This is a genomic window from Natrinema gelatinilyticum, from assembly GCF_024266705.1.
GTDB lineage: Archaea > Halobacteriota > Halobacteria > Halobacteriales > Natrialbaceae > Natrinema > Natrinema gelatinilyticum.
Genome location: NZ_CP100757.1, coordinates 1,115,375 through 1,139,647 on the forward strand (window position 1 = coordinate 1,115,375; position 24,273 = coordinate 1,139,647).

Here is a 24,273-nt window from a genome sequence, read left to right on the forward strand (position 1 = left end):
CCGGGCCACAGCCCTCCCGAGGGAGGTAAACCGAGAGGGTCCCCCAGTATGCTGCTGGTTCCCCTGGAAGTGCGGGTTGACACCTCGAAAGTCACGCTCGGCTGATATCCCATGGTGGGATGCTACGCCCTGTAGGGCGTGGAGGAGGTCACTCTGCGGCGCATCGCCGCATTGCTCGGCTACGACCCGCCGGAGGAGACCCTGCTGGAGTTCCTGCTCGCGGGGGCGATTGACCCGAACCCGCACCGAGCGTCGCTGATCGAGGACGTCCAGAACTGTGTGTTCGTGCACGAGCTCGCTTGACTCATCGACGACGATGTTTGTCCACAGCAGCGAGCGACAGCTGGGGTGAAGATCGTTCGCTGAGGGGACAGTAGAAGAGTTCGCGGAAGGACCGTTCTGGAAGACGGCATATGCTGCCGAGCGAGCCATATCTGACTTGTCGCAGTAGCCAGCCGAACTCAGATTCGGACGCTCTGGGTGTCTCCCGCGCTGATCCGGCTTCTTAAACTAGAACGTATGCTCGGCCGACGGACCCTCGAGAGTGAGTTCCTCAGGGCCGCACCAGAGACGGAGGCGTTGGTCCTCACGGAGTTTTATTTTTGCGAACCAATCTGAGGATACCCGGGATATGACCGACAACTCACATGAGGCGTAATTACGAACAATAGCTATCTCACTGCCCGACCAAGAATACGTGGTAGTGATCGACATGCAAGATGACGAGTCCGCTTCGCCACGGAACCCGAGCGATCAGATCATCGAGAGAATTGCCTCGTGGCCGCACGTCGAACTGGCCAAAGGCCGGTTCAATTCAACGAGTTTCCAGGTGGTCGGCCGTGAGTTCGGACATCTCCACCCGAGACTGGCGGATATTGGCTATCCGAAACCCCTTCGGGACCAGCTGATCAAGGAAGGCCAGACGAAAGAACACCATGTCGTGCCAAACTCGAACGCAACGACGTTCCACATCGAGTCAGCTGACGACGCCGACCACGTCGTCTGGCTGTTCCGACTCTCGTATCTCGCTCGACTAGCCGTTCTGCAACGGCGTGAGGAGCTGGACGCGGACCTGAACATCCAACAGGAACTCGACGAACTCGCGCCGAGTGATGGCATTCGTACCGCCTTCGAGGCTGCCATCGCGGCGTAGCTCCGTCGTACCAGGGCGATCACTCGGAGTCAGTCGGAGCACTGGCCCGCCGTGGGAAATTCAACTGAAGCGGTCGCGCGGAGTCCCCTTTCTCAAGGAACGAGCGAAGCGAGTGAGTAGGGAGGGGAGGAGCGCGTCCATGCAGGCTACAAACACCGATATATAAGTAGCCATAGAATTACATTGAAGATGTGGCAGACGACTACGTGCGTCGGACGGCAATCACTCGTCTTGTGGTTACGGACGAGCAACGCGACCTTCTCGAAGATACCATCTCCGAGTGGAAGCGAGGGTGCCAACTCACCACCGACATGGCGTGGGGCAAGTGCAACGCCAAAAGCGACGTCCAACCCCTCGCATACGACGATGTGCGTGAACACACTGACCTCGGGAGTCAGCACGCGATTCTCGCCACCCACCAAACTGCCCAAGCTATCACCGGCTGTATTGAACGCCGGTCCAAGGGTAAGCAGGTGAGCAAGCCGACGTTCACCGCACCTACGGTGAAGTACGACACTCGAACCATGACACTGTTCGATGACGATACGGTGTCGCTTTCCACGACCCAGAGTCGTGTCCGGTGTCCGCTTGCCCTCCCCGACGCCGACGATGGCTACCAACGGCAGTACCTTGGCTCGGACACATGGAGCGTCACGGAAAGTACACTCACCGCCCGCGACGGCGACTACTTCCTTCACATCGGCTTCCGCCGGCCCAAGAACGATACCGAACGGAACACCGCCGAGGACGGAACGGTCCTCGGGGTTGACCTCGGTGTCGAAAACCTCGTCGTCACCAGTACCGCCTACTTCTTCAGCGGGCGAGAGTTAACTCACAGCCTCCGCGAGTTCGAGAAAGTACGTGCCGGACTCCAACAGACCGGAACCCGAAGCGCACACCGGACCCTTAAACAGTCGAGCGGTCGCGAGCTTCGATATATCCGCGACGTACTCCATCGGGCGTCGAACGCCATCGTAGACGAAGCACTCCGGTATGAGTGCGACATTATCGCGTTCGAGGATTTGACCCATATCCGCGACCGAACTGGCGCGTCGTGGGGGCACAAATGGGCGTTCCGAACGCTATACGAGCAAGTCGAGTACAAAGCCGAAACGGTCGGAGTCTCGGTGAAACAGGTGGGTTCAGCGTACACGTCCAAGCGGTGCACCGAGTGTGGATTCACGGCGGACGAGAATCGCCCGACTCGAAACGACTTCCGATGCGTGAAATGCGAGTCGGAAGCGAACGCGGACTACAACGCGGCAAAGAATATTGGGTTGCGGTATGTCCGTCGGGGCCAACAGTCGTCTCGGCGGACGGGCAACAGTCAGCTTGCCCTGAAGTCTGGAACGGTGACGCCAAGTGGCGGATTCACCGCCCACCCGGACGGGTTCGAGGCTGAGTTCATGGACAAGCCCCACCCTCCACGAGCGAACCCCTCGGGGTGAGCGAAGTAGGGTGGGGTGGTTGACATCTCCGTTCTCTCGTCCAATCGGTCACCGCTCCTTGTGGTACATGCGGAGCGATAGCGGCGCGAACACCGCGACGATCACGGCAGCAGCCAGGAGCACCCAAGCTGCATCACCGATCGCGACGCCGCCGTGCATGAGACCTCGGGCGGCGTCAAGAAGGTGCGTGACGGGATTCAGGCGAACGATAGTCTGGAGGCACGCCGGCATGGTCGCCGGGTCGACGAAGACGTTGCTCACGAACGTGAACGCCGAAGATGTCCCCTAGAATGGCCTTGGCCTCTGCGCGCCGTGAAGGGTCTTGCAGGCGGACGTGGAGCGTGCTCGCGCCGACCTGGGCCTTCGGACGCGGCTCGTCCCCTCGGCGATGACGCGTCCGTGGTTGATTACGGCGAGGCCGAAGGCCGCGAGCAGGTCGTCGTCGCGCTCTCTGGCGTCGCGCCACCCAAATTCGAGGAGGTGGCCCCCGAGGACGAGGTTCTCGCGGCCCGTGAGGCCCTCGTCGATTGAGGCGTACTGCCCCGTGACGCTAACTTTCTCTCGAACTGCTGCCGGCTCTTTCACCACGACGTGTCCGAGGACGGTCGCGGTACCGGCGTCCGGGCGGAGCAGCGTTGCGAGGACGCGGATGATCGTCATCTTGCCGGCACCGTCAGGGCCCAGGAGCTCGTACACGGGTCCCGGTCGATCTGTAAGTCGACGCCGTCCACGGCCCGCGTCTCTCCGAACGATTTCTGCAGGCTGGCGGTTTCGATCGCGAGAGTCACGTCATTTAGCTGTAATTGAGGGCGCTCAGCTCCCTTCTGCTCACGGCGACGCCGTTCGCATGGTCAGCGGGACCGACGGTCCCGCGCTATCCTCAGCGAGCGCCGAAGGCGCGAGCAGCGAGGGGAGACAGCGCCCGCACGTCTTGGTTTCGTGTGAATCGGCACCCTTATTATCCCTTTGGTCGAAGGTGAGAATAAGATGCTCACCACGTTTCCGGCGGTGTTCAAACGTGACAATAAGCGTGCATCGTCGGTTGTGGTCGAGTGTCCAACCGGTAGGAGCGGGACACTCCGAACCACCTGTCAAGGGAAGTCGCCTGCGGAGTCTGGAACCGTCCGCAGAACGCCAACAGCGTTCTGCCGGGCCGCACGAGACGCTCCGCGTCTTGTGGACGCTGTGGGATCTGTTCCTGCACGTTCCGACACAGAAACAGGACGCTCCGTCCGCACCAAGCGAGGGCTGGGTAAGCCCGAGCGCGGTAGGGCGGAGTAGTTCACATAAGCATAGACAAACAACCCATATTTTGGTTGTAGAGGAGCTCTGTCAGGGATAATATGGGGTTTCGGTGCGTGCAATGCTCATGATTAAGCGATTGGCGCACGTTCTCTAGTAGTTGCAGTACGCGAAGGTATATCATGACCACAGCCACCGACAACGAGGCAATCGCCCGGCGGATTTTCGAGGAGGTCTGGCAGAACCACAACTACGACGTCAACGACGATCTCGTCTCCGAGGACTACGTCTTTCACGACCCGTCGATGCCAGAGGATACGGAATGGGCCAGTGGTCGCGAGGGCTATCGAATGATGGCCGAGATGTGCGCCGGCATCATCGACGGCACGCTCGAATTCGAGCAGGTCATCTCCACGAGAGACTACGTTGTGGGTCGCTGGAAGCAGACCGGCACCCACGTTGGAAAGATGGGGAACATCGAGCCGACGAATGAGGAAGTGAGTATCACGGGCAACGTAATCGACCGCTTCGAGGACGGCAAACTCGTCGAGATGTGATAGATGGTTGCCATGTATCCAATACTCACGCAACTCGGAGTGATTCTGGAGGACCTCTTCGCTCCGGAGACGCCCTGGCGGAGGACTAGCCGTCCTGCCGAGACAGACCGATGACAATGAGGGACGTCGTCGTCTCGAACTGGGTGACCCTCGATGGCTGCTACACTGATCCGGACGGCGAAATCGACTGGTTCGTGTGGAACGACGAGACCGAACAGTACTCCAGGGAGCAGATTGAGACGATCGACACTATTCTGTTCGGACGAGTGACCTACGAACTGATGGCGGACTACTGGCCGACTGAAGCGTCGGCCGAGGAGGATCCGGTCATCACCGAGGCGATGAACACCCTGCCGAAGGTCGTGTTCTCGACGACGCTCGAGGAGGTGGACTGGGCGAACGCGCGCCTAGCCGATGGAGACATAAAGGACGAGGTAGCACAGCTCAAAGCCGAGGACGGCCGGGAGATCGCGGTCTTCGGGAGCGGTCAGCTCGTCCAGCAGTTGATGAACCTCGGCCTCGTCGACGAGTACCGGCTATTCGTCAACCCGCTCGTCCTCGGGGATGGGAATCGGATGTTCGATAACGTTGATGAGGAGGCCGACCTCGAACTGGTCGATTCGAGGACCTTTTCGAACGGGGTCGTGTTGCTCGATTACCGGATGGGAGAACGGAGGTCGGACAGGTGATGGAAGCGAGTACAGTGTCGGAAGGGGTTCGCGCCACGGTGGCAGTAACCGCACTGCTGAGCAGTGAAACGCCGTCGTCGAGTCGAAACAAAGCAACAGAGAAAAATTGACATGAGAGACCTAATCGTAAGCGAGTTCCTGACTGTGGACGGAGTGATGCAGGCCCCGGGCGGTCCCGACGAGGACCGCGAAGGCGGGTTCGAGCACGGCGGCTGGCAGCAGCCCTACGTCGACGAGATCTTCGCCGAGGCTATCTCCGAGGGGATCGCTACGTCGGATGCGCTGTTACTCGGCCGGAAGACCTACGAGATCTTTGCCGGGTACTGGCCGACAGCGACGGACGAGGGAGAGTTCGCAGACATGATGAATAGCATCGACAAGTACGTCGCCTCGCGGACCTTGGACGCCGTGGAGTGGCAGAACTCGACGTTGCTCGAAGGCGACGTCGCGGAGGCGGTCGCCGAGCTGAAACGACAGCCTGGCGGGGACATACGGGTCATCGGCAGCGGCGAGCTCGTCCAGACGTTGATGGCCCACGACCTCGTCGACGAGTATCAGCTCATGATTCACCCGCTCGTCCTCGGGAGTGGCAAGCAGCTGTTCAGGGAGAGCAGCAAACGAACCGATCTGGAACTCGTCGACACGAAAACGACCACGACTGGCGTCGTGATGCTCTACTACCAGCTGGGTAACTAGGAGACGGATACCCCCATCGTACAATAGACCAATCCCATGCCGACTTCCAATAGAAACGAAACCCAGACTCCCCGATCGCCGTCCGAGGAGGCCGCCGAGCGCGCGTTGTTCGCCTTCGAAATGGTGTCGCTCAACGGGCTCTTCGAGCGGCCAGATCGTGCGATCGACTGGCACCACGTCGACGACGAGTTCCACACGTTTGCCGTCGAGCAGTTGGACGAGATCGGGATGATCCTGTTCGGTCGGGTCACCTACGAGCTGATGGTTAACTACTGGCCAGAGACCGATGACGAGCCCGCCGTCACTGAGCGACTGAATAGCCTCCCCAAAATCGCCGTCTTGACGACGCTGGATGATGTGGATTGGAACAACACGAGCATCGTGTCGGCGAACGTCGTCGACAAGATTTCGGAACTCAAACGCCAGCCCGGCGACGATCTCGCAATCTTCGGCAGCTCGAAGCTTACGGTTTCGATGCTTGAGGCCGGACTGGTCGACGAGCTCCGGATCATGGTGAACCCGATCTTTTTGAGCTATGGGCACCCCCTGTTCGAAGGACTGGCCGACGATATTGAGTTGCGGCTGCTCGACACGAGGACGTTCGAGAACGGAAACGTCTTGCATTACTACCGGCCGGAGTATGCCGGCGATGAGCGTGAGAGCTGAGCTGTAACTTCGGCGTTCCGGGAAGGTCCTTCCTGTCGAACGAAGCGAACTCACGAACGTAGTGGACACAGCGGCTCCATGCGGAGCGATTGTCCCGACCGTACGAATCGGCTAGCAGATCAACCGGCCGCTACGTCCACTACCTCTATGACGAGCCACCGCGCCGAACCACACATAGTCTCACTGGTCACGGTCGTGATTACGCTCCACCTCCTGTTCGCTCCCCTCGCTGACGAAAGACGATTCGATGGTTGGACGAACATTCGATCAATGGACGCGAAACGATACATAAGGCAGTGAGCTATTTTCACCTGTCTATGAGAATCCCAGTTCCGACGAACAGACTCGTTTCGCTCACGCTCGCCGGCGCGGTGCTGACAAGCTTCGTCGCGCTCTCGCTGGCGGCCCCCGGGCTCGGACTCGGCGTCGATCCGTTGACCAACGACGAAAATCCGACGGTCGCAAGCGACGCGCCGACACCGAACGGAGACTTCACGCCAGCGGTCGGGACGCAAGGCGGCGGTGAACACGAGGACGATGAGTACGAAGAACATGACGAATACGAGGAAGAGGAGTACGAAGAATACGAAGGGGAGGAGGACTAGCAATGAGCCTGGCGGATACACTCACTTCCGCCCGCACGCGACTCGGTGATGCTCGTCTGGAGTTTCAGTGCTGTGATACTGACTTCACCGTTCGGATGACTGGCTACCACGCCGAGATTGCAGCCGATCGCGCTCGAGAAACTGCGCTATCACTCGAGGCCGAACTCAACGCGTTCGATTCTGAGAGCGCGGTCGCGTGTCTCAACCGAACGGGACGCATCGAGAACGAACACGTCGCCCGACTGGTTCGGCGTGGCCTCGAGTACGGCGAGCGCACTGACGGCGTCTTTGACATCCGGCAGGGGGCAGTCGAACACGACCTGAAGGCGTACCTTCGTGGCGATCGAGAGACGGTGTCGGCGACGTTCGAGACCGGATCGGTGCGTGTCGACGGTGACCGCGTCGTCACCGAGACGGAACTCGACTTAAACGGCCTCGCGAAGGGCTACATCGTCGACCGTGCGACCGCCGCGGCGGCGGGGCCCGGCCGACATGGCTTCGTCAGCGGTGGTGGCGACATGTCGCCGCCGACTGGGCCGATCGCCGTCGAAAGTCCCTACGGGGATTCGCGTCCGCTCAAAGTCCTCGAGACCGACTGGAACGTCGCCACCTCTGGGAACTATCGCCGGGCCCGCGACGGCGTCGACCACGTCTATGATCCGACGAGCGAGCGACTCGGCGCGCGCCACGAGTCGGTCACCGTAGTCGCGAACCGCGACTGTATGGAGGCTGATGCACTCGCGACGACACTGGCCGCACTGCCGCTCTCGGACGCACTCGAGCGTGCGGAGGCGTGGCTGGACCTCGAGGCACTTGTGGTTCACGACGGCGTCTTTCGGACAACGGAGGGATTCGATGGGCACGTCGCATAGCGGAACGATCACGGTCGTCGCTGTTGTGTTACTTGTCGCCACGGTGCCGGTGCTGTGGGGGATCGCAGACGTTCGCGAGGCGCAGGCGATCGACCGCAAACAGGCGGACCTCGTCGACTCGACGGTGCCGACGAGACAGGCACCGAACGATTACGACGGCGATGGGATTCGCGACAGTACAGATCAGTGTCCGACGCGACCGGAGACGACAAACGGCTTCCAAGATGGCGACGGCTGTCCAGACGTCGTCGAGACGACGGGGGCCTCGTGATGGAGCTGATCTGGTATCTCGACCGTGGCGCGGCACTCGTCGCCTATCCCGCGCTGTATCTGTCGGTCCTGACGGGGATTCTCTACACCGCGCGGTCGTTCGGCCCGCTCTACCGGCTCGCCCGCCGGACCCATATCGAGGTGTCGGTGTTCGCGATGCTCGTGACGCTCCTCCACGGCGTCCTCGGCATCCTCGACACCTGGTTCATCGTCACCGGGTCGGCACCCCAGCCCACCTACTCGATGACCTACCTGCTCGCCGGCGTTGTGGTTGGGGTTGGAGCGCTTCAGGTGCTCATCGTGGCAGTTTTGGGCTTTCTCGACGCACAGCGGTTCGACAGACCCTGGGGGCCGCACGTCGTCCACGCGTTCGCCTACGGCGGCTTCGCCTTCGCGACGATCCACGCTGTCGCCATCGGGACCGACGTCGCAGGGTTGATTCGCCCCGTCTTCGGTCCAGCGATTGCGTTCCTTGGCTACGTCCTGCTGTTGCGCCTGCTAGCGGCCAGCGGACGGCTGCCGATGCCGGGGACGACGAAGCAGTAACTCAGACAGAGTAGTAGCCAACCTGTTGTTTCGGTTGTTGATCACCTTTGATATATATCGATCCGACTCATGGAACAGTCTGCACGTCTACAGTAATACAGCGAGAGTGCCTCGGGGCGTGACCCCGAGGGTGAATCGCGTAAGCTATATGGCCCATTCCACCGTATTGAGGAACACAGTTGCGACGTGGGTTAAAGACCTTAATCCGAAGCAACTGCGCGCAGTTGCGAGGAAATGCGACACCTCTCAAAACCCGCGCCTTCGGCGTGGTGCGACGGGTGTTGTCGGGCGGGGTGGAGCCGCCGACCCTCACGGACACACCGCGTGTTCGGGTGTGAATTCCAGCTGCCCCATCTCGGGAAGGCCGAGGGGAATGAAATTCACCTGCGGGTGCGGTGCAGACCCAAAACGGTGAAGCCTCGGGGCGTGTCCCCGAGGTACTTCACGATCCTCTCAGTAGCTATCCCACAATTCGAACAGCCGATCGACGACCCGGTCGGTGAACGTCCGCCGGTGGATGGTATAGAGATACTGTACGCGTTCCGGATCACGCAACTCGTATTCGACGCTGCGACCCTGTCGTTCCTTCGTCACGAGGTCTGCGTCCTCGAGTTTCGAGAGGTGCCATGACACCGTCGACGGTGACCGCTCGAGGCGGTCGCTCAGATCAGCGGTCGAGAGCGCTCCCTCAACGGCAAGATGGGCGATGATCCGGCGGGCGTACTCGCGTCGCAACGCGTTCATCACGGCCTGGTCGACCTTGTCGAACTCTTCGGCCGGATAGTACCGCGTGTACTTGCCGTCGTCAGACTCCTCGAGTAGCCCCTGATCTTCGAGCCAGCGGAGGTGATACTGCAGCGTTCCCTGCGCATACTCGAGATTTTTGAGGAGAGCTCGAAAGTGGATCCCAGGATTATCACGGACGTACTGATAGATTGTCCGCCGCGATTGCAGTTCCAGCGCTGGGTCCGCGTCAGGGTCGGAGTCCGTCATGGTCAGTCCCGGCTCAACGCGACGAAGAACGCGAGCAACCCAACCAGAATGAGTGCCGCAACGCCGTGTTCTAACAACTCGACGGTCCGAACGGAGAGATACGGCAGGAGGTAGTACTCGAGGAAGACGACGAAGCCGTAGATTGCGAACATGAGATAGCCGATGGCGACGACGACCATGCGCCGATCACGTTCTCGTCGCCACGCTAGAAGGCTAAGCGCCGCCAGCGTCGCCCCAACAAAGAAAATGCCGAGGCTGATTGTCTGCTCGAGTTGCTGGGCGAGCGTCAGCGCAACGGACGTCGTAATGTATCCTGGAGTCAGTGCTACCATTTGGTATGAATCGATTGAAGGACCGGTCGAGAAAAAGAATTGTCGTCCAATCATCGAATCGTGTCGTTAGATCAGTACTAACTATGCGATCCTCGTCAGACGACAGGAACGTATAGTGAAGTACCACGGGGGCACGCCCCGTGGCTTCACCGTGTTGGCGGCAGGCCCAGAAACGGGCCAGATGGCCGCAGGCAAATGTACTTCCCCTCGGACTTCCCGAGATGGGTCAGCTGGAATTCACACCCGAACACGCGGTGTGTCCGTGAGGGTCGGCCGCTCCACCACGGCCCGATGGCGTCCGTCGCACCACGCCGAAGACGTGGCTGGTGAGAGAGCCACATTCCTCCGCAACTGTGCACAGGTGCGACGAAGTACGGTCTGTAATTCGCACAACTGTAGCCTTAAACACGCTAGAGAAGCTAATAAAGCGTACGCGATTCACCCTCGGGGTCACGCCCCGAGGCACTCTCGCTGTAAGACTGTAGATGACGCCGTCGAACATGGTTGTCGTCCCAGAGCCGAATCCTACAGGTCCTCGGCGACGGGAATTCGTCTTGGGCGAACTCCCGCCTCTAGTCGACAATTGGTGCCAGCGGTTCCGTCGGGATTATTCGACGAAGGCTCAGTACCTCACAAAGCGTCCCTGCTCACCTGGGCTGAAGCCGCAGTTTCATCCTGATCGGTAGTGATTGACGATAGATCTGACCGAAGATCGAGCAGAGTCGTCGCTGTCGGCGGCGGTCAGCCGCCGACGCAACGGCGTTGCCACTCACAGGGAGGCTGACTCGGTCGGGCCTTAGCGGTGGAATCGATCGTCCGGTGGCCGATTTGCAGGGACGGCCCGACGCACCGCGAGGGCCGTCCATGCTGCCCGGCACATCATCTTGATGAACTCCTTGAACGACCAGGACCAGAGGCGACGCCCGCCACGGCGGGGCGTCGCCACATATTCCCAGTGCAGATACCGCCAGACGTTCTGCAACAGCAAGCTCACCACCACGTACAACAGCCGTACGACCGGATTCTGTGTTGATGTCGTCGCAATACTTTGCTCGGAGAGTCGATAGCTCGCCTCGATACCGAAGCGTTTCGCGTAGTGGTATCGAGCATCTCGTGGTGAATCGATGAACGGCGCGTCAGCGGCGTAGCCGTGACGCGCCACCCTATGTTCGTCGTATCGCCCATTTTGGTAGGTACAGTCGATGTAGACGGGAAACTCGATGGTCCAACTGTGACCGTCGAGTTTCGCCGTCAGATCGTGCTGAATGATGCGGCTCCAGCCTTCCGAGAGTTCTTGCTTGATCGTCTGTCCCCAGCGGACGATCGGCATCACGTAGGCATGGTTGTGCGCCTGAAGCAGCGTGAGACACTTGCTATCGTAGAATTCGCGGTCAAGATAGACGGCCTTGACGCTGAGGTCAAGGCCGTCAAGGAGTCCGAGAAACTCAGCGAGGACGCTGCTGGCGGTGTCGCCGTCGGTAAGACGGCGTACCGCCAGCGTGTAGCGCTTGTTCTGTACACGCGCGTAGAGCGTGGCATAGGCGTGGAACGCGGTCGTTCCACGCTTCGCTTCCGAATGATACAGGCCGTCTGTGTCGTCTTCGTCACCGAAGTAGGGCCGCAGGTGGAGGTCGGCGACGACCTCCACCTGCTCAGGAAGGACCTCAAGCACGTTCTTCTGAAGGAGCGCGTTCCCGGCTCGTTCAACCGATTCAAGCTCGAATTTCTCGCGGAGGTGGTACAGAACCGTGTTTTCGTGGGGCGAGTCTGCGCTGTTCTCACAGAGTTTGGAGACCGAGGTCCCGTCGGCGCACGCGCCGACGAGGACCTCATAGATGTCTTCAGCGTCGATTTCAGCATTCTCGCCGAGATCAAGGGTAACTTCCTCGTCAATCGTGTTGACGAGGAAGTTAAGGAGCTGGTCCTCGTGGATTGTACCGTCCGCTTGCTTTGCTTGCTTGGACACAACTCAGCAAGCGGACTTCTCAATCAACGGCTTTGTGAAGTACTGAGGCTAGGTAGCGGTCAAGCCAACCATATGACGCGCTGAATACACCACTAAGTTCTCAGCTCGCCATGTACACTAGATATGATGACCCCGGAAGATATCAAACGATACCAGCGCAATCGCCAAGACGAAATTGACAGTGCGACGGTTTACACGGCGATGGCAGACGCTGAATCACAACCACAGGTCGCAGAAGTGTACCGGCGGCTGGCCGACACGGAGCGAATCCACGCAGACTTCTGGGCCGAAAAGATCCGTGAAGCCGGCTCCGATCCCGGAGAAGCCATCCCGTCAAGGAGAGCCAGAGTACTGGCATGGCTGGCCCGTCGATTCGGGCCGGGCCTTGTGCTGTCCTCGATGCAAGCTGGTGAAACCATCGGCGGGAGTGACTACTCGACCCAACCGGAAGTCACGGAGATTGGGATGGCCGCCGACGAACGCTCACACGATCGTCTCCTGACGGTTATCGCGGAAACGCCTGGGCAGGGAGCACGGGGAGAGGTCCTCGCCCAGCTCGAAGGCCGCCACCGGGCGACCAGCGGCAACGCACTCCGCGCCGCAGTTCTCGGCGCGAACGACGGTCTGGTCTCCAACTTGAGTCTCGTGATGGGCGTCGCCGGCGCGGCACTGGATTCGACGGCGATTCTGATTACGGGTCTCGCCGGGCTCCTCGCTGGATCGGGGTCAATGGCGATGGGTGAGTGGCTCTCCGTCCAGAGCTCCCGGGAACTCTACCAGCGGCAGATTGGTATCGAAGCCGAAGAACTCGCCGAGGTGCCCGAAGAGGAGGCGGACGAACTGGCACTCATCTACGAGGCGAAAGGACTCTCGAAAGAACGCGCCAGAGAAGTCGCCAACCAGTTAATCGCCGACGAGGAGATGGCACTGGACACGCTCGCTCGCGAGGAACTGGGCATCAACCCCGAAGAACTCGGTGGCTCAGCGTGGGAAGCGGCTGCCATGTCGTTCGTGCTCTTTGCGCTTGGAGCCATCGTCCCGGTACTCCCGTACTTCGCGTTGAGTGGACCGGTCGCCGTCGGAGTGAGTCTCGTGTTGAGTGCGATTGCCTTGTTCGTCATCGGTGCTGGCATCACACTTCTCACGGGACGGTCCGTGCTCTATTCTGGACTGCGACAGGTCGGGATTGGACTCGCTGCTGCGGTCCTCACCTACGGCGTTGGGAGTCTAATCGGCGTCACGCTGGTCGGTTGACATCGATTTTTGTACGGGGAGGGATCACTCATACCCGTCAATATTGTGAAGTACCGCGGGGACAAGCCCCGCGGCTTCACCGTGTTGACGGCACGTCCCAAAACGGGCCGTGCTGTCGCAGGCGAATTTTATTCCCCTCGGCCTTCCCGTGATGGATCGGCTGGAATTAACACCCGAACGCCCGGTGCGTCCGTGAGGGTCGGCGGCTCCACCCCGCCCGACAACACCCGTCTCACCTGCCGTGGAAGGGTGTTGAGAGGTGTCGCATTCCACCGCAACTGCCGACAGTTGCTTCGGATTAAGGTCTTTAACCCACGTCGCAACTGTACGTTCCAATACGTTGCCATACGTTATGTAGCTTTACGCGATTCACCCTCGGGGTCACGCCCCGAGGCACTCTCGCTGTATTTCTGTAGATTAACGTATGGCCCCTCAAACCCGTTCGGGGCGATCCGCGAGTTCGAGCACGACGGGGAGACGTACGAGATGGCAGACCTCACAGCCCTTGAGGAGGAGGTGTTCTGTAAACACTCACGCCTCCCGGTGAGCATCAGGATACTTCTCGAGTCGGTACTTTGGAACGCCGACGGTGACGCCATCGACGAGACGAACGTCGACTCGACGGTTCGGAGCACTACTACACTCCCGGCCTCGCCAACGGCCTTGACGTGATGGACGAACTGACTGTCGTCGCAGAGCGCGACGACGGGTCGACGGTCGAGTTCCCGGTGACCGCGCAGGTCGGGATCCCCGCGACGGTCCGGTACGTCGAGAACGGAGGAATCTTGCACTACGTGCTGCGCAGCCTGCTCACCGAAGTGTAGGCGGATTCTCGACCGGTTCAGGATTCGGACTCTGCGGCGAATCGGTTGTACAACCGCGCTACGATGTACACATCGACAATCCCGTCGAGAAAGGCAAAGGCGCCGCCAATGATGTGGCCTGAATCGCTCTGATTGTAGCTGGGTAGACATCTTCAAAAAACGCTTCCCAGCGTGACTCCCAGCCGAACCGGGAGGTACTGCCGACGAAAACGACCAGACCACAGCCCATGCTTTCGCGAACGCTTTGGCACCAAGCCGAACTGACTGATAGTAATTAGCGTGAATTTTCACACTTCCCAACATGGAAGATGTCAGACATAATGAGATCACAGTGACCGATATAGAAGATGGATTCACCACCCACTGATAGGCGTAGTGGAATCACGGGGCCGACAAACCACCTCTGATGCTTGACTCTCTCAGAGTGCCAGTCAGCCCTCGGAGAACTGGACGAGTTCGACGTCTTCGTCGACGATGATGCCAACACCGGGTGCGAAAATTTTCTCGTCTCCCCACGAATTCGGGACGTCCTCCGGCAGGGGATCAGGCAAGGGTGAGGGAGGTCCTGTTTGTCCCTCGATCGGATTCCACTCGAAGACTCTGATACAGTCTTCAAACGTGTCGGAGTCGTCGTTCTCGAGATCTACAGCCAATCCAGCCTCGACGATGGTGGCCTCGTCCAGGGCTGCCTCAGGGGCAACCTCCTGTTGCCAACGCGAACCCACGACCGGCCACGTGGTCATCAGAATGCCCGGCGCACTGGCAGGGTCGTCTGCGCGCCACGCTCCGACGTCTGCCCCACCGTTCTCTACCGGTTCGCCGTCGAAGACGAGAAGTTCCTCGCCGAAATACCATACCGTCCCGTCACACGTCTGGGCAGCGTAGTTCTCCGAAACTTCGATGAGGTCGAAGTCATCGGGGAAGGTCGGGTCTTCCGCCTCAGACTCCCATTCACGCTCTTCGAACACACGAGTTGTAATTCCGGCGACGTCCTCCGTCTCGTCGAAGACGGTGACCTGCACTCTGACGGTCACTCCTTCGTCGTCGGTCCCTTGCAAGACCGACTGCTGGCCTACCTGGAGTGGAAAATAGGGATTGTCACTGGACAGCGAGTAGCATCTCCGGTTCCGGTTCTGGCCATGCTCATCATCTGGCTGTGCCGCTCCTGACCCGGTCGATGCACCAAGCAGACCGATTGTCGCACCGGCACCTCCGGCAATTTCGAGCACTGTTCGTCTCCGAAAGTCGTGGCCATCCGTCGATTCCGTATTATGTTCTGTCATACCTCTATCCTCCCGTCTCCACGGACATCGCAGGATCGTAATAATGTTATACGGTCAACAGCTGACTCATTCGAAAATGCCACAGTCATGTCGAGATGACCAATACGCGCCTTGTATCTCGCACGCCCATACTATCAGACTCTGTAAAGGAACGGACCAAAACTATGGATCGCTCCGCTAATCTCTCTGAATTATATTTGATTGTTCACATTCAGCTCACATATAGGATGAGGAAGACCACAACCTCCGCCGACATCGTCGCTTCTGATCTTCTTTCTAATAGGACGGGAAGGTGAAGTAGTGAGCACAGTCCGGAAGGGAAGAAAATCGGAAAGCAGCGAAGGACGCCAAAACAGTATGTCAAATTTCATTGAGTATACGGAGCCCTGATGTTAGAAATATAGTGGTGGGAATGATAGCGGAATCGTATGAATACAGCACTCAGACGGTATCTGGTAATGCTTGGTGGAGCGATTGTCGCTGCCGCTGTCGTTACAGTTCTGCTCGCACCACCAACTCTGATCTCATGGGCGGTCACATTTGGCTTCATAGTGCTGGCTACAGTCTCGCTATCGTACGTAGTCGGTCTTCTTGGGACTCCTCGAAAAGGCGTTGCTACCACTGAAGTATCACCCACTCCGTCTGAACCTCCATCAAAAGCGACTCAGGCTGACATTGAGGATTTCAGATGGGCCATTCGAGAAGGAATCGGTGTTGCAATCGCATCATTGTTCGGTCTCCTTCTGCTTGTCCTATTCTTATTTGAACAAACAGAGTTGGTTACCGCTCGAGAATTTACGATCGGTGAGATCGGTGAATGGTTCTTACTCGCTATTTTAGCGATCGCACTCGTCGCTCTAGCCCTCTGGAGTTGGAGAGGCAGATAACAATCTAGAGCCTTGAACTGCGAAATCGCTTCGACAGAGTCTCAGGATAGCGCTCATACTCCTTTTAACCACATTTTGATATAGGAGCGGATGGTGATTGAATGCGACACTTAAACCGAAATGAGACGGTTTCGGGCGTGTTAAACCTTCTCGAACGGGTTTCCTCTCCTTCCTATCCGCTTCGATCGGTGAGGAAGGATGCTCCACCCTACTGCGTGCTGAACGGCAGGCTTTGCACGAAACCGCTCTGTGGAGACATGGACTATATCAAAATTATAGAACTGTGGATACATCGAAAGTCTCCCTCTCTTATGTCGTACCAGACACTATTGGTCCTACTCTTGCTGGATAGTGATTAAATATTCACATTTTCACTATATTTCGAGATTTTGTAATCGTTGTCAGCAGATTTCGAAAACAAATGCGGAATACTTAACCGTATAGTCATACTTTGAGTTAGTGTAATGGCAAACGGTACGGTTGATTTCTTCAACGACACAGGCGGCTACGGTTTCATTTCGACGGACGATGCGGACGACGACGTGTTCTTCCACATGGAAGACGTTGGCGGTCCGGACCTCGAAGAAGGCGCAGACATCGAATTCGATATCGAACAGGCCCCCAAGGGTCCCCGCGCGACGAACGTCGTCCGCAACTAATTCCGACTTCATTGTCGCCTTGGCGACCGTGAACGACGATTTCATTTTTCGACTCGTACGGCTGAGTCAGTGTCTTTCGTGATCACTCCTTTACCAGTACTTACTGCGAGTGTTACAGAGTGTCCTGAATAACGGAATCATGCTGTCGTCTACTTCGAGATAGGTTTCTGTACCCCACAAGTGGGGTGTGGGGCAGTCGAAGTTGCTCATCGCCCCTCGTAAACACCATGACTCTCAGAGCGATTTACCCGACGGTAGAAATAGGAAGCCCCGGGGTCGTTCGAGAGAACTTCGCTCTCTCGTGATGACGAAAGGCGGAAAGCCTTTCGAACCACTTGACCCCGAGGCGATTCACTGTGCCCGAATCATAGTATTTTCTGGTATCCCCTATTATATTCCTCTTTCAATTGATATCGATTTGATAGTGACTAGATTTTCAAAATGGTCGGGATGAGAACAGTCGCGGCTACCGTCAGCACGAGACCGTTAATCAGTGCTGGAATAACAAATTTCTCACCAGAAACACGCTGAATCAGAGGGAGTGTTACATCCATTGTCGTTGCGCCACCCGGCGCGATACTTGTTGCCCCACCGAAGTACTTGGAGATGACTGGCAGCACCAAGAATGTGACAATTTCCCGAAAGAGGTTCGCAAGAAATGCAATCGCGCCCAGTTCCATCCCGCCGAGGTCAAACACGACAACCCCCGCGTAACTGTACCAGCCAAACCCTGCTGCGACTGCTGCGGCGTGAGTGACTGGCATGTTGATAACCATTCCAAGCAGCACGCCACCAAGAATGCTTCCGACAGCCACAGCCAATGGAATCAGGAGCACGCCCCATCCGATGTGTACGATATGGCTCACGGCTTTAGTATCGCTTCCAACGGTAACGCCAACGCCGAATAGCAGCGCCAAGAGAGCATAATCAGAAAGAGATACAACACTTCTGACGAGGTGCTCTGGAAGCCCGATGGTTGAGAGTCCGAGACCAACCACAAGCGAGATAAAAATGAGAATCGTGATCTTCCAATCAAAGCCATCAGTTCCTAGTTCCGATGGTGAGTCTTGACGAGTGATTGTGTTCTCATCGGACAAGGCGGATAGCGGATCAACAATTGACGTGATCGTGTTGATCAGGTAAACACACATGACACTCCCTATGATACTTCCTAGACACAGCACAAGTGCGGATCCACCAATCGTGTTAAAATCCTGCAGGATTTGGTCATCACCTCCGAGTTGTGCACCAATCGAAATGAGGAGGATTCCGAGACCAGTAAAGATGATGCCGTCACCTGTCTCCTGGGTGCGATTAAACGGTGAGTGATATCCAAGCAGACCACCGATCACCAAAGAGACAAGCAGCGTTTCGATACCCATGGTTTATCATTAGCCAGTGCTGTATAAAGAATTCTCATCTCGCGAAAGGGTGCAGACAGTGCGGTATAAGCAACTTTCGGAGGCCAAGACTGGTAGTAAAATCCATCGAACGCTCTTGTGAAGCACATTGTTGGTGACTCAAAGAACTGCTCGAACGATGTGGTTGAGAGCTTCTCGACCTGGTTTGCGGAGGATTTGTCGTCGGAGCTGGAACGATCTGAGATACGTGGTCAGTTTGTCCTTTGAGACGCCTCGATGTGGCGAGAGCCACCGTCGCGCCAGCGACGAGTGGCTCTCGCAGGTGTTCACGTGTGCGTCACCATCAACGTACTCGCCATCTCCGTGAATCACTGCTTCTCGCTGGAAGTTCTCATCAGTTTCTAGTGGCTCATAGGCACGAAATCCATCCGTATAGACGGTGAGCGACTCCTCCTCGTGGTCAGCGAGGAGGAGTCGCACAGTCGATTCATCAGCGGATTTCGCCGGGACAACATATCGCTGATCGCTCCCACGATCAACGAGCGTGAATACTGGCGATTTGTCCTCGGTGTACGTTCCTCGTCCACGCTTCGAGAGACCACGCGAGCGCGACGGTTGGTCGCGCTCGCGGCCTTTCAGCCCAGCAGAGACGTAGAACTCGTCAATCTCAACTGGGCCAGTGAGAGTGAGAGATGGCGCGTCGAGCGTTCTGGCGAACTGCTCGACGCGCCGGTGAAGCGTTCGGTAGGAAACGTCGAGTTCAGCCTCTAACTGGCGGATACTCGTGTTGAACCGAAGGAACGAGTAGAACGCGAACAAGAGGTTGTCGAGGCCGATCTTCGCGTGCGCGAAGATCGTGCCAGTCTTGTCGTTGAACGTGCGGTCGCAATCCTTACAGAGATACCGCTGATACTCTCTGTAGCTGCCGTGTTTGATCACTGATTCAGACCGGCAGCGCGGGCAGTAGAGGCCCTCGCGCCAGCGAACCTGCTGGAGCAGGTTCGCGGCGTTCGCCTCCGAGTTCAGCACTTCAAATGGGAACATATCGGGTGACGTGAACGCGTCACCCTTGCCCGCTACGATTTCTCAGCGACAGCGTTACCGACCAACAATCTGCTTCTGAAGAGCGCCATCGAAAAACGGTGACAAGGATCTGTGAACTACACCGCCCTACCGCGCTCGGGCCTCCCCGGCCCTCGCTTGGTGCGGATGGAGCGTCCTGTTTCTGTGTCGGAACCGTGCAGGAACAGATTCCACAGCGTCCACAAGACGCGGAGCGTCTCGTGCGGCCTGGCACCACTCCCCAAATAGTCTCGTATATGTGTGATGCGTCCGAAGATATAATAGAGCCGAGCAGGTACGACCAGGTATGACCAACCGTGGCCTCGACTCGTGGACTGACGGCTTATCTGCCCGTGAGCGTGTCCGAGAAATCGCTACGACGCTCACCCAGCCCCGCTCCGTCGAATCGGTGCGAGAGGAAGCACAAATCTCCTCGTGGAAAACCGCGAAAGACGAACTGGAGATGCTGGCCGAGTTCGGGCAAATCCACGCCATCGACGGAGACGACGGGAATACGAAGTACGCGCCGAACTACCAACTCCGCTACTTCAACGAGGTCACTGAACTAATCAACAATCATACGCGTGATGAGCTCCGCGAGGAGATTGTCGCCATCCAGGAGACAATCGACGAGTGGAAGGCCGAATTCGACGTCGAATCACGAGACGCTCTCGAATCATCGCTTACCGATGACAACCTATCCAGTGAGGACGTTCGTGAGCGCAACACGGTCCTCCGGGAATGGGAGCGCCACGAGGACAACAAACGCCTCCTCAAGCACGCACTCGAACTGTACGACGACGCCCGGTCACTGTACCCTGGACAAAACGATTCATCGAATTCCTCGCTCCCACTCTCGCAGTAGGTTGTTCGATGATTTTCCTCGCAAATCGGACGAACCTGGATAAACGGCAACTCCTCACCCGGCTCCACAACTGGCTCCAAACACAGGCCACCACGGAATCCGCTCCAATCGAGCAGGTCTGGTATCACACCACCACAGGGAACAAGGTCGGCGTCCGAGCCAGAATCAACGCCCCAGTGTTCCTCGGGACCACTTACTCGGTCGATGAAGCGGAACTCCACGTCTCGTTTGATTTCCCGGCGAACCGTGAATATGATTTTTACAAGATCCAGTGGGTTGAGGCGGAGCGCGAGTTCATGCTCGGATGGCACCAAGACGAAACGCACATGGATCTCGGCGAGTGCCACTTCCAACTCGATTGCGACGGAGAGACGGTACAGCGGGCGTCAGCGACATTCCTCGACATGCATCCTATGAACGTGTTTGACCAGCGAATCACCGACCTCGTGGAACTCGTCGATGCCGTTTCCTGGGAAACCGACCGACCACGAGTTCCAGACCAAGCAGTACGTTGATCTCGAATCACGTCGTTGACCCGAGATTTCCAGAAGAGCGATTTGTATTAACCAACAGATGTGGTATCGACGATCGATTGTTGGTTAACGCGAGGGGGGTTCGTTTTGCTCTATGATGTTCGAGGTTGCTGTTTGACGTGTCTGGATAATTACCACTTTCCTTAGTTCGCACATAGACACGGTACATTGACATCCTCCTCCGCGTGGAGTGGTCTGCACCACTTCTGAATCGTGGCTGCGTCGGTACGCTATTCGAATCCGGCAACTCGAGCGAACACTTCCGAAACGAGTATCCAAACCAAACCCCGATCACTTAAGGCGCGGGTATTCTCCTCGCATCTCTATAATACCGACAGATAGAAATTATATAGGTAATTTTATTAATGTCTGCTGATTACTATCTGACCCTCCCCCTTCACGACTCGACCTTAATACGACGTGTATCACGTGTCACAGTGAGGAGTCGCTTACCACCATACGGTGGGGTTGCAACCAATGAAGGACACTACGCGATGCTAGACAATTGCAGGAATTGGTGGAGTAACGATGGCGGCCCTCGCAGGCTGTTCTGACAGCACGCCACTATTCGAGTTCTCCCGAAGTTATAGTCAGTCGACTGCCGGCACCGAATTAATAATTCAGTTCGAATATTTTGTTAAATAGTAGCTAATAAACGCCGATTTATAGCAGCTGTTTTAATAAGTGAGGATGGCCTAGCCCTCGATAATGACCTCGTCCGATCGGAGTTCACGTGACGTGGGTGATGATTCTCATCCACACAGTTGTGGCCAAAAATACGGACACGGAGAGGCGAACTTGAGCATGTCACCAACCGAGGGTGACGTCGCACAATTCTCGGTCCCCGAGATGGACTGCCCGTCATGTGCTGGAAAAGTCGAGAATAGCGTCCGGAAACTCGACGGTATCGACGATGTCGACCCGCAGGTGACAACGGGGACACTCACCGTTTCCTACGAGAGCGACCGGACTACGGCAGACGCCATCGCTGAACGCGTCGAGAAAGCGGGATACGACGTCGAAGATCGCAGCGAGACCACGTCGAAGTTCACGGTCCCTCAGATGGACTGTCCCTCATGTGCGGGCAAAGTCGAGAACGCACTCGACGGACTCGCTGGCGTTTCGATGTCGGACCCACAGCCCACGACTGGGAAGATAGCAGTCACATACGACTCGACAACTGTCACTGAGTCGGATATCGTCGGCGCTATCGAACGTGCTGGTTACGAGGTCACAGACACCATTACCGAAAGCGCCGAAGACAGTGACAGCGTCGGCACACCGGAAAGCATCTGGACGAGTCCGCGAGCGGTCAAAACGTGGATCAGCGGCGGTTTCGTCGCAGTTGGTCTCCTCTTCGAGTTCCTGTTAACCGGACAGAAAGTTCAGATAGCGAGCATCGTCGGAAGCGAACTTCTCGTCGCGGATGTCCTGTTTTTAGTCGCCGTTGCCGTGGGCGGCCACGAAATCCTCCGTAACGGCTACTACTCCGCCCGGAATCTCAATCTCGACATCGATTTCCTGATGTCGATTGCGATCATCGGCGCACTTATCGCCAGCCTCGCGTTCGGTGAAGGCCTTTACTTCGAAGCCGCCACCCTCGCGTTCCTCTTTAGTATCGCCGAACTCCTCGAGCGCTACTCAATGGACCGTGCACGCAACTCATTGCAAGAGCTGATGGATCTCTCCCCGGACGAGGCAACTGTCAAGAGGGACGGGATAGAGGCGACCATCCCAGTCGACGAGGTCACAGTCGGCGATGTGGTGATCGTCAGACCCGGTGAGAAAATCCCCATGGACGGGTCGGTCATCGAGGGTGAGAGCGCGGTAAACCAGGCGCCCATCACGGGCGAGAGCGTTCCTGTAGATAAGACAGGGGGTGACGAGGTGTACGCTGGCACGATTAATGAGGAGGGCTATCTCGAAGTGGAAGTCTCCTCAGAGGCGGGCGACAACACGCTCTCCCGCATCGTCGAGATGGTTGAGGACGCCCAGGCTAACAAGACCGAACGAGAGCAGTTCGTCGAGCGATTCTCTGGATATTACACGCCGGTCGTCGTCACGTTCGCCGTCCTCGTCACGCTGGGGAGTCCATACGTCCTCGGAACGACGTGGTCGACGGCCATCGTCTACGGGCTGACGTTGCTCGTGCTCGCCTGCCCGTGTGCGTTCGTCATCTCGACGCCCGTCTCGGTCGTGTCGGGCATCACTAGCGCCGCGAAAAACGGCGTTCTCATCAAGGGCGGCAACTATCTGGAGGCGATGGGTGCGGTTGACGTCATCGCCTTCGACAAGACAGGGACGCTTACGAAGGGGGAACTCACCGTGACGGATGTCGTGCCGCTGAACGATAACACCCAAGACGACGTTCTCCGCTGTGCCCGAGGGCTCGAACAGCGCAGTGAGCACCCCATCGGGGAGGCGATTGTCGCGGAGGCAGGCAACGCTGGTGTCGCCGAACGCGACATCGAGGAATTCGAGAGTATCACCGGTAAGGGTGTCCAGGCGGACCTCGACGGGACGCCCCACTTCGCCGGCAAGCCCGGTCTCTTTGAGGACCTCGGCTTCGATCTCTCACACGTCCACGCAACGACCGACGGCGGGGTTGTCACCCGCACCGCGCAGCAACTCTGTGAACGGAACAACTGTCTCGATCTCCTCGAAGATACGGTGCCGGACCTCCAGGCGGACGGCAAGACCGTCGTCCTCGTCGGAACCGAGGACGAACTCGAGGGGGTCATCGGGGTCGCCGACGAAGTCCGGCCCGAGGCGAAGCACGCGGTGCGTCGCCTGAAGGAACTCGGCGTGGAGCGGACCGTCATGCTCACAGGTGACAACGAGCGGACTGCACGAGCGATCGCAGAGCAGGTCGGTGTCGACGACTATCGCGCTGAACTACTCCCCGACGAGAAGGTCGACGCCATCGACGAACTCGTCGACGAGTACGATGGCGTAGCGATGGTTGGCGACGGCATCAACGACGCACCGGCACTCGCCACAGCTACGGTCGGGGTCGCGATGGGCGCAGCCGGGACAGATACGGCCCTCGAGACGGCCGACATTGCCCTGATGGGTGACGATCTCGCGAAACTCCCGTACCTGTACGAACTCGCAGACGACGCGAACGGCGTCATCCGCCAGAACATCTGGACGAGTCTCGGTGTCAAAGCCGGCCTCGCCCTTGCCGTCCCGTTCGGGTACGTTCCCATCTGGCTGGCTGTCCTTGCTGGGGACGCTGGCATGACGGTCGGCGTGACCGGCAACGCGATGCGGCTCTCCCGCATCAAACCGGAGACGGGTGGCGAGCCTGACGCTGTCGAACCACGTTGATCCAACAACCGCCGAAGCATGGCTCCAAGCCTTCGCTGTCCGGTAGAATTCACGTACGTGAACTACCCCACCCTACCGCTCGCCGTTCGGCTCGTGCCTTCGGGCGTCGTCAGAAAACTCCGTTTTCTGACTGCCACAGAACGCGTCGCGTTCTGATGACGCTCGCTGAGGATAGCGCGG

The 24,273-nt window shown here is 58.0% G+C and carries 25 protein-coding genes and 2 pseudogenes; 19 read left to right on the plus strand and 8 right to left on the minus strand.

The window, feature by feature from the left end; translation table 11 throughout:
• Positions 1-138: 138 nt before the first annotated feature.
• The 3 genes from NJU76_RS23305 (at position 139) to NJU76_RS23315 (ending at position 2,601) form a co-directional block, all read left to right on the plus strand.
• Positions 139-303 carry a hypothetical protein gene (locus tag NJU76_RS23305; protein ID WP_254532829.1) on the plus strand — a complete coding sequence of 55 codons (165 nt, stop codon included), beginning with the start codon at positions 139-141 and terminating at the stop codon, positions 301-303.
• 409 nt (positions 304-712) lie between these two features.
• Complete coding sequence (locus NJU76_RS23310) at positions 713-1,153, plus strand: luciferase domain-containing protein (RefSeq protein WP_254532830.1); 441 nt, start codon at positions 713-715, stop codon at positions 1,151-1,153.
• 191 nt (positions 1,154-1,344) lie between these two features.
• Positions 1,345-2,601 carry an RNA-guided endonuclease InsQ/TnpB family protein gene (locus tag NJU76_RS23315; RefSeq protein ID WP_254532831.1) on the plus strand — a complete coding sequence of 419 codons (1,257 nt, stop codon included), beginning with the start codon at positions 1,345-1,347 and terminating at the stop codon, positions 2,599-2,601.
• Between the two features lie 48 nt (positions 2,602-2,649).
• On the opposite strand, the gene NJU76_RS23320 is transcribed toward NJU76_RS23315, so the two are convergent.
• Positions 2,650-2,862 carry an ABC transporter permease gene (locus tag NJU76_RS23320; protein WP_254533950.1) on the minus strand — a complete coding sequence of 71 codons (213 nt, stop codon included), beginning with the start codon at positions 2,860-2,862 and terminating at the stop codon, positions 2,650-2,652.
• A gap of 10 nt (positions 2,863-2,872) precedes the next feature.
• Positions 2,873-3,389, minus strand: a pseudogene (locus NJU76_RS23325) (ATP-binding cassette domain-containing protein); the annotation flags it as partial.
• A 636-nt stretch (positions 3,390-4,025) separates the two neighbouring features.
• Here NJU76_RS23325 and NJU76_RS23330 point away from each other — a divergent pair.
• From NJU76_RS23330 to NJU76_RS23365, 8 genes are all read left to right on the plus strand, one after another.
• Positions 4,026-4,400 (plus strand): ester cyclase, encoded by a 375-nt coding sequence (locus tag NJU76_RS23330; protein ID WP_254532832.1) that lies wholly within the window; start codon positions 4,026-4,028, stop codon positions 4,398-4,400.
• Positions 4,401-4,510: 110 nt separating this feature from the next.
• Entirely contained in the window at positions 4,511-5,089 is a 579-nt protein-coding gene (locus NJU76_RS23335) for a dihydrofolate reductase family protein (protein ID WP_254532833.1), read from the plus strand.
• Positions 5,090-5,200: 111 nt separating this feature from the next.
• Positions 5,201-5,785 carry a dihydrofolate reductase family protein gene (locus NJU76_RS23340; protein WP_254532834.1) on the plus strand — a complete coding sequence of 195 codons (585 nt, stop codon included), beginning with the start codon at positions 5,201-5,203 and terminating at the stop codon, positions 5,783-5,785.
• Between the two features lie 36 nt (positions 5,786-5,821).
• Complete coding sequence (locus tag NJU76_RS23345; protein WP_254532835.1) at positions 5,822-6,451, plus strand: dihydrofolate reductase family protein; 630 nt, start codon at positions 5,822-5,824, stop codon at positions 6,449-6,451.
• 317 nt (positions 6,452-6,768) lie between these two features.
• Positions 6,769-7,056 carry a hypothetical protein gene (locus NJU76_RS23350; protein ID WP_254532836.1) on the plus strand — a complete coding sequence of 96 codons (288 nt, stop codon included), beginning with the start codon at positions 6,769-6,771 and terminating at the stop codon, positions 7,054-7,056.
• Between the two features lie 2 nt (positions 7,057-7,058).
• A complete protein-coding gene (locus NJU76_RS23355; protein ID WP_254532837.1) occupies positions 7,059-7,928 on the plus strand; it encodes an FAD:protein FMN transferase in 870 nt (289 codons plus the stop codon).
• A complete protein-coding gene (locus tag NJU76_RS23360) occupies positions 7,912-8,199 on the plus strand; it encodes a thrombospondin type 3 repeat-containing protein (RefSeq protein ID WP_254532838.1) in 288 nt (95 codons plus the stop codon). Before NJU76_RS23355 ends, NJU76_RS23360 begins: the two co-directional genes overlap by 17 nt.
• A complete protein-coding gene (locus tag NJU76_RS23365; RefSeq protein WP_254532839.1) occupies positions 8,199-8,744 on the plus strand; it encodes a hypothetical protein in 546 nt (181 codons plus the stop codon). The genes NJU76_RS23360 and NJU76_RS23365 overlap by 1 nt, the downstream gene beginning before the upstream one ends.
• A gap of 453 nt (positions 8,745-9,197) precedes the next feature.
• Here NJU76_RS23365 and NJU76_RS23370 read toward each other — a convergent pair whose 3' ends face one another.
• The 3 genes from NJU76_RS23370 to NJU76_RS23380 all read right to left on the minus strand — a co-directional run bounded on the left by NJU76_RS23370 (position 9,198) and on the right by NJU76_RS23380 (position 12,035).
• On the minus strand, positions 9,198-9,737 hold the full coding sequence (locus tag NJU76_RS23370; protein WP_254532840.1) for a winged helix-turn-helix transcriptional regulator: 540 nt from the start codon (positions 9,735-9,737) through the stop codon (positions 9,198-9,200).
• A gap of 2 nt (positions 9,738-9,739) precedes the next feature.
• Positions 9,740-10,069, minus strand: a complete 330-nt coding sequence (locus NJU76_RS23375) for a hypothetical protein (RefSeq protein WP_254532841.1) — start codon at positions 10,067-10,069, stop codon at positions 9,740-9,742.
• A gap of 796 nt (positions 10,070-10,865) precedes the next feature.
• Entirely contained in the window at positions 10,866-12,035 is a 1,170-nt protein-coding gene (locus NJU76_RS23380) for an ISH3 family transposase (protein WP_254532842.1), read from the minus strand.
• 126 nt (positions 12,036-12,161) lie between these two features.
• On the opposite strand from NJU76_RS23380, the gene NJU76_RS23385 reads away from it, so the two are divergent.
• The 3 genes and pseudogenes from NJU76_RS23385 to NJU76_RS27225 all read left to right on the plus strand — a co-directional run.
• The gene (locus NJU76_RS23385) at positions 12,162-13,289 is read left to right on the plus strand and encodes a VIT1/CCC1 transporter family protein (protein ID WP_254533936.1); all 1,128 of its coding nucleotides are present in this window, start codon (positions 12,162-12,164) and stop codon (positions 13,287-13,289) included.
• Between the two features lie 486 nt (positions 13,290-13,775).
• A complete protein-coding gene (locus NJU76_RS27220; protein WP_254532843.1) occupies positions 13,776-13,961 on the plus strand; it encodes a hypothetical protein in 186 nt (61 codons plus the stop codon).
• Positions 13,907-14,113 (plus strand): annotated as a pseudogene (locus NJU76_RS27225) (hypothetical protein); the annotation flags it as partial. The gene NJU76_RS27220 and the pseudogene NJU76_RS27225, both read left to right, overlap by 55 nt.
• 431 nt (positions 14,114-14,544) lie before the next feature.
• Here NJU76_RS27225 and NJU76_RS23400 read toward each other — a convergent pair.
• Entirely contained in the window at positions 14,545-15,396 is an 852-nt protein-coding gene (locus NJU76_RS23400; RefSeq protein ID WP_254532844.1) for a hypothetical protein, read from the minus strand.
• Positions 15,397-15,824: 428 nt separating this feature from the next.
• Between NJU76_RS23400 and NJU76_RS23405 the strand changes: the two genes are divergently transcribed.
• Both NJU76_RS23405 and NJU76_RS23410 read left to right on the plus strand, forming a co-directional pair.
• Positions 15,825-16,283 (plus strand): hypothetical protein, encoded by a 459-nt coding sequence (locus NJU76_RS23405; RefSeq protein ID WP_254532845.1) that lies wholly within the window; start codon positions 15,825-15,827, stop codon positions 16,281-16,283.
• A 464-nt stretch (positions 16,284-16,747) separates the two neighbouring features.
• Positions 16,748-16,942, plus strand: a complete 195-nt coding sequence (locus NJU76_RS23410) for a cold-shock protein (protein WP_254532846.1) — start codon at positions 16,748-16,750, stop codon at positions 16,940-16,942.
• A 428-nt stretch (positions 16,943-17,370) separates the two neighbouring features.
• Here the strand turns inward: NJU76_RS23410 and NJU76_RS23415 are convergent, their stop codons facing one another.
• Together NJU76_RS23415 and NJU76_RS23420 are read right to left on the minus strand one after the other, a co-directional pair.
• Positions 17,371-18,324 (minus strand): LysO family transporter, encoded by a 954-nt coding sequence (locus NJU76_RS23415; protein WP_254532847.1) that lies wholly within the window; start codon positions 18,322-18,324, stop codon positions 17,371-17,373.
• Positions 18,325-18,462: 138 nt separating this feature from the next.
• On the minus strand, positions 18,463-19,347 hold the full coding sequence (locus NJU76_RS23420) for an IS1595 family transposase (protein ID WP_254532848.1): 885 nt from the start codon (positions 19,345-19,347) through the stop codon (positions 18,463-18,465).
• Positions 19,348-19,672: 325 nt separating this feature from the next.
• On the opposite strand from NJU76_RS23420, the gene NJU76_RS23425 reads away from it, so the two are divergent.
• The 3 genes from NJU76_RS23425 (at position 19,673) to NJU76_RS23435 (ending at position 24,093) form a co-directional block, all read left to right on the plus strand.
• Complete coding sequence (locus NJU76_RS23425) at positions 19,673-20,230, plus strand: DUF7342 family protein (RefSeq protein ID WP_254532849.1); 558 nt, start codon at positions 19,673-19,675, stop codon at positions 20,228-20,230.
• Between the two features lie 8 nt (positions 20,231-20,238).
• Positions 20,239-20,745, plus strand: a complete 507-nt coding sequence (locus NJU76_RS23430) for a hypothetical protein (protein WP_254532850.1) — start codon at positions 20,239-20,241, stop codon at positions 20,743-20,745.
• Positions 20,746-21,567: 822 nt separating this feature from the next.
• Positions 21,568-24,093 (plus strand): heavy metal translocating P-type ATPase, encoded by a 2,526-nt coding sequence (locus tag NJU76_RS23435; RefSeq protein ID WP_254532851.1) that lies wholly within the window; start codon positions 21,568-21,570, stop codon positions 24,091-24,093.
• Positions 24,094-24,273: the final 180 nt, after the last annotated feature.